The following is a 15130-nucleotide window of genomic DNA, read 5'->3' as shown; positions in this document are numbered from 1 at the left end:
TCCCGAAGGCACCAATCCATCTCTGGAAAGTTCTCTGCATGTCAAGGCCTGGTAAGGTTCTTCGCGTTGCTTCGAATTAAACCACATGCTCCACCGCTTGTGCGGGCCCCCGTCAATTCATTTGAGTTTTAACCTTGCGGCCGTACTCCCCAGGCGGTCAACTTAATGCGTTAGCTGCGCCACTAAAATCTCAAGGATTCCAACGGCTAGTTGACATCGTTTACGGCGTGGACTACCAGGGTATCTAATCCTGTTTGCTCCCCACGCTTTCGCACCTCAGTGTCAGTATCAGTCCAGGTGGTCGCCTTCGCCACTGGTGTTCCTTCCTATATCTACGCATTTCACCGCTACACAGGAAATTCCACCACCCTCTACCGTACTCTAGCTCGCCAGTTTTGGATGCAGTTCCCAGGTTGAGCCCGGGGCTTTCACATCCAACTTAACGAACCACCTACGCGCGCTTTACGCCCAGTAATTCCGATTAACGCTTGCACCCTCTGTATTACCGCGGCTGCTGGCACAGAGTTAGCCGGTGCTTATTCTGTCGGTAACGTCAAAACAGCAAGGTATTAGCTTACTGCCCTTCCTCCCAACTTAAAGTGCTTTACAATCCGAAGACCTTCTTCACACACGCGGCATGGCTGGATCAGGCTTTCGCCCATTGTCCAATATTCCCCACTGCTGCCTCCCGTAGGAGTCTGGACCGTGTCTCAGTTCCAGTGTGACTGATCATCCTCTCAGACCAGTTACGGATCGTCGCCTTGGTGAGCCATTACCCCACCAACTAGCTAATCCGACCTAGGCTCATCTGATAGCGCAAGGCCCGAAGGTCCCCTGCTTTCTCCCGTAGGACGTATGCGGTATTAGCGTTCCTTTCGAAACGTTGTCCCCCACTACCAGGCAGATTCCTAGGCATTACTCACCCGTCCGCCGCTGAATCAAGGAGCAAGCTCCCGTCATCCGCTCGACTTGCATGTGTTAGGCCTGCCGCCAGCGTTCAATCTGAGCCATGATCAAACTCTTCAGTTCAATACTGCTTGGGTTTTTAAGAAACCCTAAACTTGGCTCAGCAATCTCAAATGACTATGTGATTTCTCGCATGGCCACTTGTGATGCTGATAATCTTTGTGACTATCAGTCCGTACTCACAAGCACCCACACGAATTGCTTGATTCGATTTGTTAAAGAGCGTTTGGTTAAGAGCTTTTCGTCTCAACCGAGGCGCGCATTCTACGCTTTCCTCATTTGCTGTCAAGCGTTTATTTTGAAGTTTTTTGCGAGAAACTCGTTTAGCTTCAAACACTTGACTCGCTGCGATCTCTCGTAGCGGGAGGCGAATCATACAGCGTTTAAAAGCGCTGTCAACCATCATCTCAACCGCTGTCGATCAGTTGATCGTAGCGCTTTCAGCTTCTTCTTAACTACTTAACCCATTGATGAACAAGGAGTTTTTCGTTCCGATGTCGCTGGAAGTGGGGCGCATTATAAGGGGATTCGGAGGGGCGTCAACCTTTAATTTCATTTATTTGAAATGTTCCAGGCGAAGACCTTATCAAGGTCATTAAGTGCTCGCCACAATACCTTCAGCGCCTGTGAGATCGAGCGCCGCCCGCGCGGCGCTTCGCGGGGCAAGCCCGCTCCCACATTTGTTGCAACGTGGCCATGCCTGTGAGGGCATGGTTGTCAGCCTTGTTGGCATGGCTGGATCTCGGGGGTGGGCATTGATGCCGCCCCACCTGCCTCAAGACGAGCACCAAGGCGGGCAACCATGGCCTGGCAGGTTCGGCACGTTGCAACAAATGTGGGAGCGGGCTTGCCCCGCGATGCGCCGCGCGGGCGGCGCCCGATCTCACAGGCGCCAGAAAACTCAAGCCAGGCACATCTCAAAGCCAATACTATCCCAAGACAGGCACCTAGCAGCCCCACCCCGCTCAAACCACCCTCCCCTGCCTCCGTCCAACCCTGGGCAGCACCCGCGAAACCGCGGGAACCCGCAACACCATCAACACAGCCCCAATAAACGCATAGATCGCCCACTCCCGCAGATCCGAGCGCACGATCCACAAGAAATGCAGCAACCCCAACCCAAGTATCACGTACACCAATCGGTGCAGCTTCTTCCAACGCGCACCCAACCGCCGCTGGCTATACCGATTCGAGGTAACCGCCAGGGCCAGCAGCCCAAGAAACCCAAGCGCACCCACAATAATGTAAGGCCGCTTGCGCAACTCAACCGTCAGCTGCCCCCAGTCCAGCCCAAGGATAAAGAACAGGTAAGCCAGGATGTGCAGCACGATATAGGCAAACACCCATAACCCCAGTTGCCGGCGCACCACGATCCAGCCCGACCACCCCGTCAGCTTCTGCAGCGGCGTCATGCCCAAGGTAACCAGCAGGAAGGTCAGCGCACCGAGCCCGAGACGATCCATCATGATCTTCCCGGGATCAGGCCCCAGCAGATTCATCGCCGCCTCATACAACCACCACGCCGGGAACAGGCACCCCACGATGAAGATGGCCAGACGAAACCATGGGTGACGCATCAATAGTTCTTCCGCAGATCGAGCCCGGCATAAAGCGACGCCACTTCATCGGCATAGCCATTGAACATCTGGGTTTCCCGCACATTGGGACTGAACAGCCCGCTGGGCAGCCGCCGTTCACGCGCCTGGCTCCAACGGGGGTGGTCGACCGTCGGGTTCACATTGGCATAGAACCCATATTCATCCGGCGCCAACCCTTCCCAGGTGGTGCCCGGTTGCTCGGCCACCAGGCTGATACGCACGATCGACTTGATGCTCTTGAAGCCATACTTCCACGGCACCACCAGCCGCAACGGAGCGCCATTCTGGTTGGGCAGCTCCCGGCCATACATGCCAACCGCCAGGATCGCCAAAGGATGCATCGCCTCATCCAGACGCAAGCCTTCTCTATAAGGCCAGTCGATCAAGGCGAACCCCGAACGCTGCCCCGGCATGTGCTCCGGGTCTTTCAGGGTTTCGAAGCGCACATAGCGCGCCTTGGACGTCGGTTCGACCTGCTTGAGCACCTGCGCCAACGGGAAGCCCAGCCACGGAACGACCATCGACCACGCCTCGACGCAACGCAGCCGGTAGATGCGCTCCTCAAGCTGGTACGGTTTCACGAAGTCTTCCAGTGCATAGCGCCCGGGCTTGCTCACTTCGCCATCGACCACAACGCTCCACGGTTCGGTTTTCAGGCTGTCGCCATTGGCCGCCGGGTCGCCCTTGTCGGGCCCGAACTCGTAGAAATTGTTGTAGTGGGTGGCATCCTTGAACGGTGTGATTGCCTCACCCTTGACCGTTACTGCCTGCCATTGGGTGGCCGCGAGCTTTTCACTGAACCAGCCAGGCGCCCTGCCCACCTCGACATCGGCGTAACGGCTGGCTTCAGCTGCACGCGCCTTGCCCGGCAAGGCGCCCAGGGCCAAGCCAGCCAACGAGCCACCCAGCAGGGTACGACGGGAGAGGTAGATGCCTTCGGGGGTGATCTCCGATGCCTTGCACTCGGAAGACCTGGGTAGCTTGATGAGCATGAGCGGCTCCACAGCACTGGATAACGGATGTACCAGTAAGACTATGGAGCCGGCGGGTTATTCCAGCATTAAATGATTGTCACGCTTTGCGACGGCGCGACTTCAGCAGGAACTGGATAGGCCCCGAAGCCGCATAGGCGAGGAAGATCAGCAGCAAGATGCGAGGCGGGTCGCTGAACACCACGGCAAACACCAGCACCACGGCCAGAATCGCTACAAACGGTACACGGCCCTTGAGGTCCAGCTCCTTGAAGCTGTTGTACTTGATATTGCTGACCATCAACATACCGGCCGCGGCCACCAGCAGCGCCACCAGGAACGACAGCTTGGAGCCCTGGATGCCGTAGTCGCTGAACGCCCACACGGTACCAGCGACCACACCCGCGGCAGCCGGGCTGGCCAGGCCGATGAAGTAGCGCTTGTCGGCGGTGCCGACCTGGGTATTGAAACGTGCCAGGCGCAGTGCTGCACCGGCCACATAGATGAAGGCGACCATCCAGCCGACCTTGCCCATGTCGCCAAGCGCCCAGCCAAAGGCGAGCAAAGCCGGAGCCACACCGAAGGCGACCATGTCCGACAGCGAGTCGTACTCGGCACCAAAGGCGCTTTGGGTGTTGGTCATACGCGCAACACGGCCATCGAGGCCGTCGAGCACCATGGCCACGAAGATGGCGATGGCGGCGAAGGCAAAGTACTTGCTCGCCTCGCGCGGGTCTCCGGCGCTCAGGGCGCTCTGCGCGCTCATCGAGCTGATGATGGAATAGAAACCGGCAAACAGGTTGGCGGTGGTAAACAGGTTGGGCAGCAGGTAGATGCCACGGTGGCGCACCTTGCGCCCTTCGGCGTCATGCCCTTCTTCAACGTGCTCATCGACAGGTAGCAGGCTTTCGGCGTCGGAGGGCTTGTTCGGCTCTTCGGGACGTTCGCTCATGGAGGGTACCTTGCAACAGGATGGAAAATGTTCGACACGGGCCTGCAAAACAGGTTCTGACGGCAGGCCACTGGTCTGCTTTATACCAGAAGCTGACAGTCAGAACGAAAAAACGCGGCCGAAGCCGCGTTTTTCATCTTTCGATAAGACTCAGTTCTTGGTCTTGTCGACGATTTTGTTAGCCGAGATCCACGGCATCATCGAGCGCAGTTGCTCGCCGATGATCTCGATGCCGTGAGCGGCGTTGTTGCGGCGCTTGGCAGTCATCGATGGGTAGTTGGTAGCACCTTCGGAGATGAACATCTTCGCGTACTCGCCGTCCTGGATGCGCTTCAGGGCGTTGCGCATGGCCTTGCGGGATTCTTCGTTGATGACTTCCGGACCGGTTACGTACTCACCGTACTCGGCGTTGTTGGAGATCGAGTAGTTCATGTTGGCGATGCCGCCTTCGTACATGAGGTCAACGATCAGCTTCAGCTCGTGCAGGCACTCGAAGTAGGCCATTTCCGGCGCGTAGCCAGCTTCGACCAGGGTCTCGAAACCAGCCTTGACCAGCTCGACGGTACCGCCGCACAGAACGGCCTGCTCACCGAACAGGTCGGTTTCGGTTTCGTCCTTGAAGGTGGTTTCGATGATGCCGGTACGGCCGCCGCCTACGCCCGAAGCGTACGACAGGGCAACGTTCTTGGCATTGCCGGAAGCGTCCTGGTAGATGGCGATCAGGTCAGGGATACCGCCGCCTTTGACGAACTCGGAGCGCACGGTGTGGCCAGGTGCCTTCGGCGCGATCATGATCACGTCGAGGTCGGCACGCGGAACGACCTGGTTGTAGTGGATCGCGAAGCCGTGGGAGAAGGCCAGGGTAGCGCCCTTCTTGATGTTCGGCTCGATTTCCTGCTTGTACAGCTGGCCCTGGAACTCGTCCGGGGTCAGGATCATGACCAGGTCGGCAGCAGCGACGGCAGAGGCAACGTCGGTCACTTTCAGGCCATGGGCTTCTGCCTTGGCAACGGTGGCCGAACCTTTACGCAGACCGATGGTGACATCTACACCGGAGTCCTTCAGGTTGCACGCCTGAGCGTGGCCCTGGGAACCGTAACCGATGATGGCGACTTTCTTACCCTGGATGATGGAAAGGTCGCAGTCTTTATCGTAGAAAACTTTCATGAAAATACCCCTGGTTATATCTCGGCCCCTGCGGAGCCATCGCTAATTTTTGAATTTAGATGCTGAGCACTTTGTCGCCACGGGCAATGCCGGTAACGCCGCTGCGCACGGTTTCGAGAATCGATGCAGTGCCGATCGCCTGGATGAAGCTGTCCAGTTTGTCGCTGGTGCCGCTCAGCTGTACGGTGTACACGCTGGCGGTCACATCGACGATCTGGCCACGGAAGATATCCGTGGTGCGCTTGATCTCGGCGCGCTGGGCACCGGTGGCCTTGACCTTGACCAGCATCAGTTCACGCTCGATGTGAGCGCTTTCCGACAGGTCGACGAGCTTGACCACTTCGACCAGCTTGTTCAGGTTCTTGGTGATCTGTTCGATCACTTCGTCATGGCCAACGGTGGTCAGCGTCAGACGCGACAGGGTCGGGTCTTCGGTCGGCGCCACGGTCAGGCTTTCAATGTTGTAGTTTCGCTGGGAGAACAGGCCGACCACGCGGGACAACGCACCTGGTTCGTTTTCCAGCAGCAGGGAGATGATGTGCCGCATATCAGGTACGCTCCGTCTTGCTCAGCCACATGTCACGCATCGAGCCATCCTTGATCTGCATCGGATAGACGTGCTCACTGCGGTCAACCGCGATGTCGATAAAGACCAGGCGGTCCTTCATCGCAAACGCTTCTTCCAGCTTCGGCTTGAGGTCCTTCAGGCTGGTGATGCGGATACCCACATGGCCATAGGCCTCGGCCAGCTTGATGAAGTCAGGCAGCGACTCGACGTACGAGTGCGAGTGACGACCGTTGTAGGCCATGTCCTGCCACTGGCGGACCATGCCCAGCACACCGTTGTTCAGGTTGACGATCTTCACCGGCAGGCCGTACTGCATGCAGGTGGACAGCTCCTGGATGTTCATCTGGATGCTGCCTTCACCGGTCACGCAGGCCACGTCCTGATCCGGGAAGTTGAGCTTGACGCCCATCGCCGCCGGGAAGCCGAAGCCCATGGTGCCCAGGCCACCGGAGTTGATCCAGCGGTTCGGCTTGTTGAAGCGGTAGTACTGCGCCGCGAACATCTGGTGCTGGCCAACGTCGGAGGTGACGAAGGCATTGCCATTGGTCACTTCGCACAGGGTCTCGATGACTTTCTGCGGCTTGATGACATTGCCGTCGCCCTTGTCGTAGGGGAACAGCTCGCCATCGCCACGCCATTCGTCGATCTGCTTCCACCAGGCATCCAGCGCCGCCTTGTCAGGCTGCTCGCCGATTTCCTTGAGGATGCCGAGCATTTCGCTGAGCACGCTGTCGACGGGGCCGACAATCGGCACGTCGGCCTTGATCATCTTGGAGATAGACGCCGGGTCGATGTCGATGTGGATGATCTTGGCGTTCGGGCAGAACTTGGCCGGGCCGTTGACCACGCGATCGTCAAAGCGAGCACCGACGGCGAAGATGACGTCGGCATTGTGCATGGCCATGTTGGCAGTGAAGCTGCCGTGCATGCCCAGCATGCCGAGGAACTGGCGGTCGGTACCCGGGAAGCCACCCAGCCCCATCAGGGTATTGGTGACCGGCAGGTTCAGCGACTTGGCGATTTCGGTCAGGGCTTCGGAGCCACCACCGAGGATCACGCCGCCACCGGAGTAGACGATCGGGCGCTTGGCCGCCAGCAGCATCTCGGCCGCCTTGCGGATCTGGCCGGAGTGGCCGCGTACCGCCGGGCTGTAGGAGCGCAGCTTGACCTTTTTCGGGTAGACGTATTCGAACTTCTCTGCCGGGTTGGTCATATCTTTTGGAATGTCGACCACGACCGGGCCTGGGCGACCGGATTGCGCCAGGTAGAATGCTTTTTTCAAGACTTCGGGGATTTCGCTGGCATGCTTGATCATGAAGCTGTGCTTCACGATCGGCCGCGAAATACCGATCATGTCGGTTTCCTGGAAGGCATCGGTACCCACCATGGTGCTAGGCACCTGGCCGGACAGGATGACCATCGGAATCGAGTCCATGTAGGCGGTGGCAATACCGGTAATGGCATTGGTCGCGCCCGGGCCGGAGGTTACCAGCACCACGCCGGCCTTGCCGGTGGCGCGAGCGTAGCCGTCCGCCATATGGGTAGCTGCCTGCTCATGACGAACCAGGATGTGCTCGACTTCCGGTTCCTTGAACAGCGCGTCGTAAACATGCAGGAGAGCACCACCAGGGTACCCGTAGATGTGCTTAACGCCTTCGTCACGCAAGAAGCGGACGACCATCTCAGCGCCAGATAAAAGCTCCACGTTGTTCACCTCTAAAACGCCAGAATACCGTCCTCACTGGACGGGTCTTAATAGGTTTACTGCCAAGCAGAGCATGAGCGAACGTCAGCACTGACTGAGCAAGTATTGGGAGCGCCCCAGAGTGTTGCGGGGTTTTCCCACCCAGCGCGAGGTAACGCGTTGCGGGGTGTAACAGGTCGGCGCGGGTGTGCGCCTCATGATCTGCTTAGCGGGTCTGCTTCTGGCAGTCCCTCTACAGCGGAGATTGGATTCTTCTGATTCGGCGCCAACAAGTCAAGAAAAATTATTGCCAATTTTTCCCCAAGATGAATTCCTGCCACCACTAAAAATCGCTTCAGCAGCAGAATAAATAAGATTTCCACAAAAAAGGGCCACATTCTGCGGCCCTTGAAGGAAAAACTGAAGAAATCAGGCGGAAGGAGCAATCAATTGATCAAATGCTGCCAACAGGCGGCGTAGCTCACGACTTTGCTCTGGCCGGTCGGTAAACACGGTTTCGGCCATGACCAGGATGCCGGAGGCGTTGGGCAGCGGGTGGCCCAGCTCGATGATGATCTTCATGCGCGGCAGGAAGATCCATTGCAGCCACTGCTCGAAACTGAGGGTATCGACAGCGAAAGGCACAGCACTGGCCAGTGCCTCGTCGCTTGGCGGCTCGTCATCCCACCAGCCTTGCACCTGCAGTTCACGCTCGATCAGCAGCAGGTGGTCGGCAATATCCAGAATGCGCTGCTCGATCATCACGAATTGACCCGTGCCTTTTGCCGGGCCAGGGCGGCACCAGCGCTGTCACCCTGCTTCTCGCGGGCCTGGGCGATGGTGTTCCACAGCTCGGCCTGCAGGCTCGGGCGGCCGTTGGCGTAAGTCAGGGCACGACGCGCCAACTGCTCGGCCTGCGGCGCATCACCTTGCGACAGGCGCACCTGGGCCAGGCGGTACAGCACCTGCGGCTCGCGTGGGGCAATGCGCTGGGCACGCTCCAGGCTCGAGGCGGCACCGTTGAAGTCACCACTGCCTTGCTGAGTCTTCGCAGTGGTCAGCAGGGCCAGCACCGGGCCGTCCAGCTGCTCGTCGGCCGACAGGCCACCTGCAGTGGCGCTGCTACGCGGAATACCAGTTGGCGCGCTGGTGCTTTGCGGGGCGCTGGTCATCGCCGCGATGTCGAAGGGTTCGTCGGCGATCGGGTTGGGGTTGGTGGTCATAGGTGCCGAACTGACCGGTTCGGTGGTAATCGGTCCTGGAGTGATCGGCCCCGGGGTAATCGGCGAGGTGCTGATCGGCGCCGCGCCATTTGCCGCCGGGAACGTCTGGATGCTCGAAGCGCCCGCGCCCTGCGGGATCATCACGGTGACGCCCGAGTCCTCAGGCAGCGTTTGTGCCTGCGCGGTGCCCGCGTTATAGCCACCGGCAGAGCGGTTGGCCGTCACGCGTTCGCTGTTGGACACGCGGGTGCTCGAGTCGACCACCGGAATATTGCCGCGTGGGACGCTGGCGCACCCCTGGAGCACAGCCAGCGCCGTCACGGCAGGAAACAGCCACTTGTTCACGTCACACCTCATCAATGCAGCCTGTGCTTAATTCATCCAGCCCTTGACCCAGTCCATGACCGATTCAACTGGATCCTGCTCGCCGCCACAGGCCGCGCCGGCGGGCGGTTCACTCCCGCGAATATACGGCATCTGCACCGCTCCCGGACAGCTGCCATCAGACCCGTGGCCACTGTACGGGTCGATCCAGGCCTGCACCACGTTGTCCGGTTGCGGCATGTCCAGCGGCAGCGGGTCGGCCTTTTTCATGAAGCTGGTCCATACCTGCAGGGCACCGGTAGCACCGGTAAATGGCGTCTTGCCATTATCGTCGCGGCCCATCCATACCACGGCCAGCAGGTCCTGACTGAAGCCGGAGAACCAGCTGTCACGCGAATCGTTACTGGTACCGGTCTTGCCCGCCAGGGTGAGATTGCGCGGCAACGTGTTGTACACCGAGCGGCCTGTGCCTTCGCGCATCACCCGCTGCATGGCGTTCTGCACCAGGTAGATAGCCCCCGGGTCGAAAGTTTGCTGGATCTGGAACGGGTAGCGCTTGAGCGGCTCGCCCTCGGCGGTCAGCACGCTGCGGATACCGCGCATCGGGGTGTTGAAGCCGCCATTGGCGATGGTCTGGTACATGGTCGCGACCTGCATCGGCGACATGCCACCGGCACCCAGCAGCATGGCCGGGAAGGCTGGCCAGTCGACATTCACACCCAGCCGGCCAATGGTCTTGATCACATTGGGCACGCCCACATCCAGGCCGATCTTGGCTGTCGACAGGTTGTAGGAATTGGCCAGCCCCTGGTACAGGTAGATGGTGCCGTGCGGGCGGCGGTCGTAGTTTTGCGGGCGCCAGACCTGGCCGTCGGCACCTTTGACCGAGAACGGTTCGTCCTGCACCAGGCTGGTCAGGGTGTACCTGGTCGGCTGCTCCAGCGCGGTCAGGTACACCGCTGGCTTGACCAGCGAGCCAATCGGCCGCACGGCATCGATGGCGCGGTTGAAGCCGGCAAAGCCGGCCTGGCGGCTGCCGATCAGTGCCTGCACTTCACCGGTTTCCGGGTTGGTCACGACCATCGCCGACTCAACCTCGTCCGCCCCCTTGCGGCCCGCCAGGCGCTTGAAGGTCTCGCTCATCGAGGTTTCGGCCTTCATCTGCAGGATCGGGTCGAAGCTGGTGAAGATGCGCAGGCCTTCTTCGGTCAAGTCTTCATCGCGGTAGTCCTGGCGCAGCTGACGCTTGACCAGGTCGAGGAACGCCGGGAACGAGCTGTCGGCCAGGCTGCCGCGCTTGGTCACGCCCAGCGGCATCTTCTTCGCTGCATCGACTTCTGCCTGGCTGGCCACGCCCTGCTCGGCCACCAGGTCGAGTACCAGGTTGCGGCGGGCCAGGGCGCGGTCGGGGTAGCGACGCGGGTTGTAATAGGACGGCCCCTTGACCATGCCCACCAACAAGGCGATCTGGTGCAATTTCAGCTCCGACAGCGGTTGGCTGAAGAAGAACTGGCTGGCGAGGCCGAAGCCGTGCACCGCACGCTGGCCATCCTGGCCGACGAACACCTCGTTCAGGTAGGCCTCGAGGATCTCGCGCTTGTCGTAGTGCAATTCCAGCAGCACGGCCATCATCGCCTCGGTCAGCTTGCGGCTGAGGCTGCGCTCGCTGGTGAGGTAGAAGTTCTTCACCAGCTGCTGGGTCAGGGTACTGCCACCCTGACGCATGGAACCTGCCGAGGTGTTGACCCACATGGCCCGGGCGATGGACTTGGGAGACACCCCGAAGTGGCTGTAGAAGTCGCGGTCTTCCGTCGCCACCAGGGTTTCGAGCAGGTACGGCGGCACCTGGTCGATCTTGATCAGGATGCGGTCTTCGAGGTTTTTCGGATAGATGCCGCCGATCATCAACGGCTCCAGGCGCACTACGTCGAGCGTCTTGCCGTTGGCGCCGGAAAGGCCCGCCACGTAATCGCCGGAGAAGCGCACACGCACGAACTGCGCCGGCTCCATGCCCTCGTAGAACTGGAAGCCACGGGTATTGAGCTCGACGGTATTGCCGTTGACTGCCGCCGCGCCCGGGCCGTTGGCCGCGCTTTCACGCCGGTAGCCGAGCGCATCCAGCTCGGTGAGGAAGTCGTTCTTGCTCAGTTTCTGGCCGGTGAACAGCTCCAGCGGCCGGGCATACACCTTGGCGGGAATGGTCCAGCGCTTGCCGGAAAACTTTTCCTGGACGACGGCATCGAGGTAAACCGCGAAGCCGGCGACGATCACCAAACCGACCAGGCTGAGCTTCAAAGCCCAGCCCAGCCAGGCGCGGGAGCGGCCGGTCGGGCGTTTCTGAGGGGTACGGGGATTTCGGGTTCGGGTCATGGCGGCGGATTATACGCACTTTATAAAGGCTGGGCAGACGCCCCCGGCGGTAGGCAGGGACGGCACCATTGACCATAATGGCGCATTCGAATTCCCTGCCCCCGGAAGGATTTCCCGTGAGCCAAGCCCTTATCACTGCGTTGCAGAACCCAGCCCTGTACCCTCACCCCGTGGATGGGTTCCAGCTCATCGAGACGCATATCTCCTGGGTCCTGCTCACCGGCGAGTATGCCTACAAGATCAAGAAACCGATGAACTTCGGCTTCCTCGACTTCACCGGCCTGGACCAGCGCCAGCATTTCTGTAACGAAGAATTGCGCCTGAACCAGCGCCTGACCGAAGGCCTGTACCTGGAAGTGTTGCCGATCACCGGTAGCGTCGACGCACCGCAGATCGGTGGTGAAGGCGAAGCCATTGAATACGTGCTGAAGATGCGTCAGTTCCCCCAGGGGCAGATGCTCAACACCCTGCAGGCCAACGGCGAACTGAACGCCGCGCACATCGACCAGATGGCCCGGCAGATCGCCGAGTTCCACCTGCAGGCCCCACGCGTGCCGGTGGAGCACCCACTGGGCACGCCGGACAGCGTTATGGCACCGGTGGAGCAGAACTTCGAGCAGATTCGCCCGTTCCTCAGCGACAAGGCCGACCTGCAGCAACTCGACGCCCTGCAGGCCTGGGCACGCAGCAGCTTCGAGCGCCTGCATGGCCTGCTGGAAAAGCGCAAGGCCAATGGTTTCATCCGTGAATGCCACGGTGACATTCACCTGGGCAACGCCACCCTGATCGACGGCAAGGTGGTGATCTTCGACTGCATCGAGTTCAACGAACCGTTCCGCTTGACCGACGTTTACGCCGATACCGGCTTCCTCGCCATGGACCTGGAAGACCGCGGCCTTAAATGCCTGGCCCGGCGTTTCATCAGCCAGTACCTGGAACTGACCGGCGACTACGAAGGCCTGGAACTGCTCAACTTCTACAAAGCCTACCGAGCACTGGTGCGGGCCAAGGTGGCGCTGTTCAGCATGCCGGCCGATGCCGATGGCGTGCAGCGCGCCACCACCCTGCGCACCTACCGCAACTATGCCAACCTGGCAGAAAGCTACAGCGCCATCCCGTCGCGCCTGCTGGCCATTACCCACGGTGTTTCGGCGGTGGGCAAAAGCCACGTGGCCATGCGCATGGTCGAGGCCCTGGGCGCCGTCCGCGTGCGTTCGGATGTGGAGCGCAAACGCCTGTTCGGCGAACAGCAGCAGGCTGACGCTGGCTTGCTGAGTACCGGCATCTATGACCAGGACGCCAGTGTCGCGACCTACCAGCGCCTGCACGAGGTGGCGGCAACCGTGCTGCGAGCCGGCTTCCCGGTGGTGCTGGATGCCACCTACCTCAAGCGCGATCAGCGCCAGGCCGCGGCGAACATCGCCAGCCAGACCGGCGTGCCGTTCCTGATCCTCGACTGCCACGCGCCGGATGCGGTCATCGCCAGCTGGCTGGAGCAGCGCCGGGCAGAAAACACCGACCCGTCGGATGCCACCGTGGAAGTGGTCAAGGCCCAGCAGGCCAGCCGTGAGCCGCTGGATGCACAGGAGCTGGTGCAGAGCACTCGCGTCGATACCCAGAGTGCCGGGAGCATGGATCAGGTGATCGAGCAGATTCGCCAGCGCTTGCCTGGGCTGTAAGTTCAGCGTTTTCCTGGGCCGGCCTCTTCGCGGGTGAACCCGCTCCCACAAGGTTATCTGCAAGCCTCACGACAGACGCAGTACCTGTGGGAGCGGGTTCACCCGCGAAGAGGCCGGCCCAGGACATCTCGTCGCCCCCCATGGCAAAAGGCCGCGCATTTCCCATCCCCCGCTACACTCCTCTCTGACCTGCTCGCGATTTATCCCCCAATCCCCGTTCAGCCATCGCAAGGAGGCTCGATGAACGATGAATTGCAGCATCTGAAGAACCTTGGCAAGACCTCTGCGCAGTGGCTGCATGCAGCCGGCATCCACAGTGCATCGGATTTGCGCCGCCTGGGCGCGGTGGGTGCTTACCAGGCCGTGAAGACACGAGGGTTCCGCGCATCGAAGGTGCTGTTGTATGCCATTGAAGGCGCCCTGCTGGACATGCACTGGAACGATTTGCCGCTAGAGCGCAAAGAAGCGCTCAACCAACAACTGGATGCGAAAAGCCCTGCGCAAAAAAATCAGAAATAATCCCGAGAAGGGGATTGACGCAGTAATGAGAATCGTTATGATTATCACAACTGGTCGCGAGACTGGTTGGATAACCTAAGAGCCCCTGGTTCGGACTCTCAGATTATCTCCTCATCAGGCTAATCACGGTTATTGACCCGGCAATTTGCCGGGTCTTTTTTTGCCTTTTTGCAGCCCTGTCACCGCAGTTGCGCGCAATAGTCCTGCTCCGGCATAGCGGCCGTGTACCACACAAAATCAGCCTCGCCTGCATCGACCTGCTCACCGACCTCTGCCAGCAGCAGTACCTTGCTCTCCCCCTGCGCACTCAGGTCAGCCAAGTGCAACGGCACACCCAGATCCTTGCGCACGTGATAAGCCCCGGCCAGCAGCAATGCCGGCTGCGGCGCCGCCAGCAAGCGCTCGGCCATGCGCCGGTCGCGCTGCTGCTGCACGGCCAGCATCGCCGGCAACTGGCTTTCTGGCAGCATCCCGCAATGCCCGGCACGCACATGCTCCAGCAAGGCGGCCTTGACCGTCGGCGCATTGGAGCGTTCGCCCGGTAACGAAGCTGGCTGTCGATAGGCCTGGCGCATCTCGCCGGGCGAGAGGTTGGCGGCCAGCACAGGCACCCGCTGCTGCAAAGCCTCAGTCACGATTGGCCCGTACAGCTGCCAGTCCCAGCCGTCCTGCCAAGCCAGGGCCTTGGGCAGGTCTGCCGGCAAAGGTTGCCCCGCCAGCTTGTCCAGTAGCGGTTGCTGCTCGGGCTGCAGCATTTCCAGCAGCAGGCTGCCCTGCACACGTTGGCCTTGCAGGGCGCGCAGCAGCCACAGCTGCAGTGCGTGATGGTCGGGGTTGTCGTGTTTCTCGCCGACCAGTACCCGGGGGGCGGTAGACAGGCGCTGCACCAGTTGCTCAGGGCTGATCAGCTGGCCATCAGCGAGATCGACGATATGCCCCAGGTCGGCGTGGCTACGCCCCTCACTGCTCTGCCAGCCGGGCAGCGGTGGCAGGCTGGCCTGGCAGCCACCCAGGACCAGGGCCAGGCATAGCGAGAAAGCGGACAGCAGCGGATGGCGCATGGGCAGTACCTCCATTCATGGCCTGCACGAGCCTTTGTAGGAGCGCCG

The 15130-nt window shown here is 60.5% G+C and carries 12 protein-coding genes and 1 rRNA gene; 2 read left to right on the top strand and 11 right to left on the bottom strand.

Annotation, left to right across the window (positions count from 1 at the left end; genetic code table 11):
- The 10 genes from J5M58_RS04555 to mrcB form a co-directional block, all read right to left on the bottom strand.
- Positions 1–1029 (bottom strand): 16S ribosomal RNA (locus J5M58_RS04555); the annotation flags it as partial.
- Positions 1030–1931: 902 nt separating this feature from the next.
- A complete protein-coding gene (gene msrQ / locus J5M58_RS04550; RefSeq protein ID WP_207877311.1) occupies positions 1932–2543 on the bottom strand; it encodes a protein-methionine-sulfoxide reductase heme-binding subunit MsrQ in 612 nt (203 codons plus the stop codon).
- Complete coding sequence (gene msrP / locus J5M58_RS04545) at positions 2543–3556, bottom strand: protein-methionine-sulfoxide reductase catalytic subunit MsrP (RefSeq protein ID WP_207877309.1); 1014 nt, start codon at positions 3554–3556, stop codon at positions 2543–2545. The genes msrQ and msrP overlap by 1 nt, the downstream gene beginning before the upstream one ends.
- A gap of 79 nt (positions 3557–3635) precedes the next feature.
- Positions 3636–4487, bottom strand: a complete 852-nt coding sequence (pssA, locus tag J5M58_RS04540) for a CDP-diacylglycerol--serine O-phosphatidyltransferase (protein WP_009685387.1) — start codon at positions 4485–4487, stop codon at positions 3636–3638.
- Between the two features lie 150 nt (positions 4488–4637).
- Complete coding sequence (gene ilvC, locus J5M58_RS04535; RefSeq protein ID WP_054885606.1) at positions 4638–5654, bottom strand: ketol-acid reductoisomerase; 1017 nt, start codon at positions 5652–5654, stop codon at positions 4638–4640.
- A gap of 55 nt (positions 5655–5709) precedes the next feature.
- Positions 5710–6201 (bottom strand): acetolactate synthase small subunit, encoded by a 492-nt coding sequence (gene ilvN, locus J5M58_RS04530; RefSeq protein ID WP_003250040.1) that lies wholly within the window; start codon positions 6199–6201, stop codon positions 5710–5712.
- A gap of 1 nt (position 6202) precedes the next feature.
- A complete protein-coding gene (locus J5M58_RS04525) occupies positions 6203–7927 on the bottom strand; it encodes an acetolactate synthase 3 large subunit (RefSeq protein ID WP_112250074.1) in 1725 nt (574 codons plus the stop codon).
- A gap of 408 nt (positions 7928–8335) precedes the next feature.
- The gene (locus tag J5M58_RS04520; protein ID WP_112250065.1) at positions 8336–8668 is read right to left on the bottom strand and encodes a YqcC family protein; all 333 of its coding nucleotides are present in this window, start codon (positions 8666–8668) and stop codon (positions 8336–8338) included.
- Complete coding sequence (locus J5M58_RS04515) at positions 8668–9486, bottom strand: M48 family metallopeptidase (protein ID WP_207877306.1); 819 nt, start codon at positions 9484–9486, stop codon at positions 8668–8670. Before J5M58_RS04515 ends, J5M58_RS04520 begins: the two co-directional genes overlap by 1 nt.
- Before the next feature lie 15 nt (positions 9487–9501).
- Positions 9502–11823, bottom strand: a complete 2322-nt coding sequence (mrcB, locus tag J5M58_RS04510) for a penicillin-binding protein 1B (protein WP_112250061.1) — start codon at positions 11821–11823, stop codon at positions 9502–9504.
- Between the two features lie 116 nt (positions 11824–11939).
- On the opposite strand from mrcB, the gene J5M58_RS04505 reads away from it, so the two are divergent.
- Complete coding sequence (locus J5M58_RS04505; protein WP_207877304.1) at positions 11940–13502, top strand: bifunctional aminoglycoside phosphotransferase/ATP-binding protein; 1563 nt, start codon at positions 11940–11942, stop codon at positions 13500–13502.
- A gap of 240 nt (positions 13503–13742) precedes the next feature.
- A complete protein-coding gene (locus tag J5M58_RS04500; RefSeq protein WP_013974260.1) occupies positions 13743–14021 on the top strand; it encodes a TfoX/Sxy family protein in 279 nt (92 codons plus the stop codon).
- A gap of 179 nt (positions 14022–14200) precedes the next feature.
- Here the strand turns inward: J5M58_RS04500 and J5M58_RS04495 are convergent, their stop codons facing one another.
- Positions 14201–15082 (bottom strand): ChaN family lipoprotein, encoded by an 882-nt coding sequence (locus tag J5M58_RS04495; protein WP_207877302.1) that lies wholly within the window; start codon positions 15080–15082, stop codon positions 14201–14203.
- Positions 15083–15130: the final 48 nt, after the last annotated feature.

The sequence above is a fragment of the Pseudomonas sp. 32_A genome (assembly GCF_017490905.1).
Taxonomy (GTDB): domain Bacteria; phylum Pseudomonadota; class Gammaproteobacteria; order Pseudomonadales; family Pseudomonadaceae; genus Aquipseudomonas; species Aquipseudomonas inefficax.
Note: the sequence above shows the minus strand (reverse complement) of the source record. Positions and strands in the feature narration are given on the sequence as shown.

Excerpts from the sequence above, each read along its gene's own strand:
- msrQ (WP_207877311.1), bottom strand. The coding sequence starts at position 2,543 with ATGCGTCACCCATGGTTTCGTCTGGCCATCTTCATCGTGGGGTGCCTG.
- msrP (WP_207877309.1), bottom strand. The coding sequence starts at position 3,556 with ATGCTCATCAAGCTACCCAGGTCTTCCGAGTGCAAGGCATCGGAGATC.
- pssA (WP_009685387.1), bottom strand. The coding sequence starts at position 4,487 with ATGAGCGAACGTCCCGAAGAGCCGAACAAGCCCTCCGACGCCGAAAGC.
- ilvC (WP_054885606.1), bottom strand. The coding sequence starts at position 5,654 with ATGAAAGTTTTCTACGATAAAGACTGCGACCTTTCCATCATCCAGGGT.
- ilvN (WP_003250040.1), bottom strand. The coding sequence starts at position 6,201 with ATGCGGCACATCATCTCCCTGCTGCTGGAAAACGAACCAGGTGCGTTG.
- J5M58_RS04520 (WP_112250065.1), bottom strand. The coding sequence starts at position 8,668 with ATGATCGAGCAGCGCATTCTGGATATTGCCGACCACCTGCTGCTGATC.
- J5M58_RS04515 (WP_207877306.1), bottom strand. The coding sequence starts at position 9,486 with ATGAGGTGTGACGTGAACAAGTGGCTGTTTCCTGCCGTGACGGCGCTG.
- mrcB (WP_112250061.1), bottom strand. The coding sequence starts at position 11,823 with ATGACCCGAACCCGAAATCCCCGTACCCCTCAGAAACGCCCGACCGGC.
- J5M58_RS04500 (WP_013974260.1), top strand. The coding sequence starts at position 13,743 with ATGAACGATGAATTGCAGCATCTGAAGAACCTTGGCAAGACCTCTGCG.
- J5M58_RS04495 (WP_207877302.1), bottom strand. The coding sequence starts at position 15,082 with ATGCGCCATCCGCTGCTGTCCGCTTTCTCGCTATGCCTGGCCCTGGTC.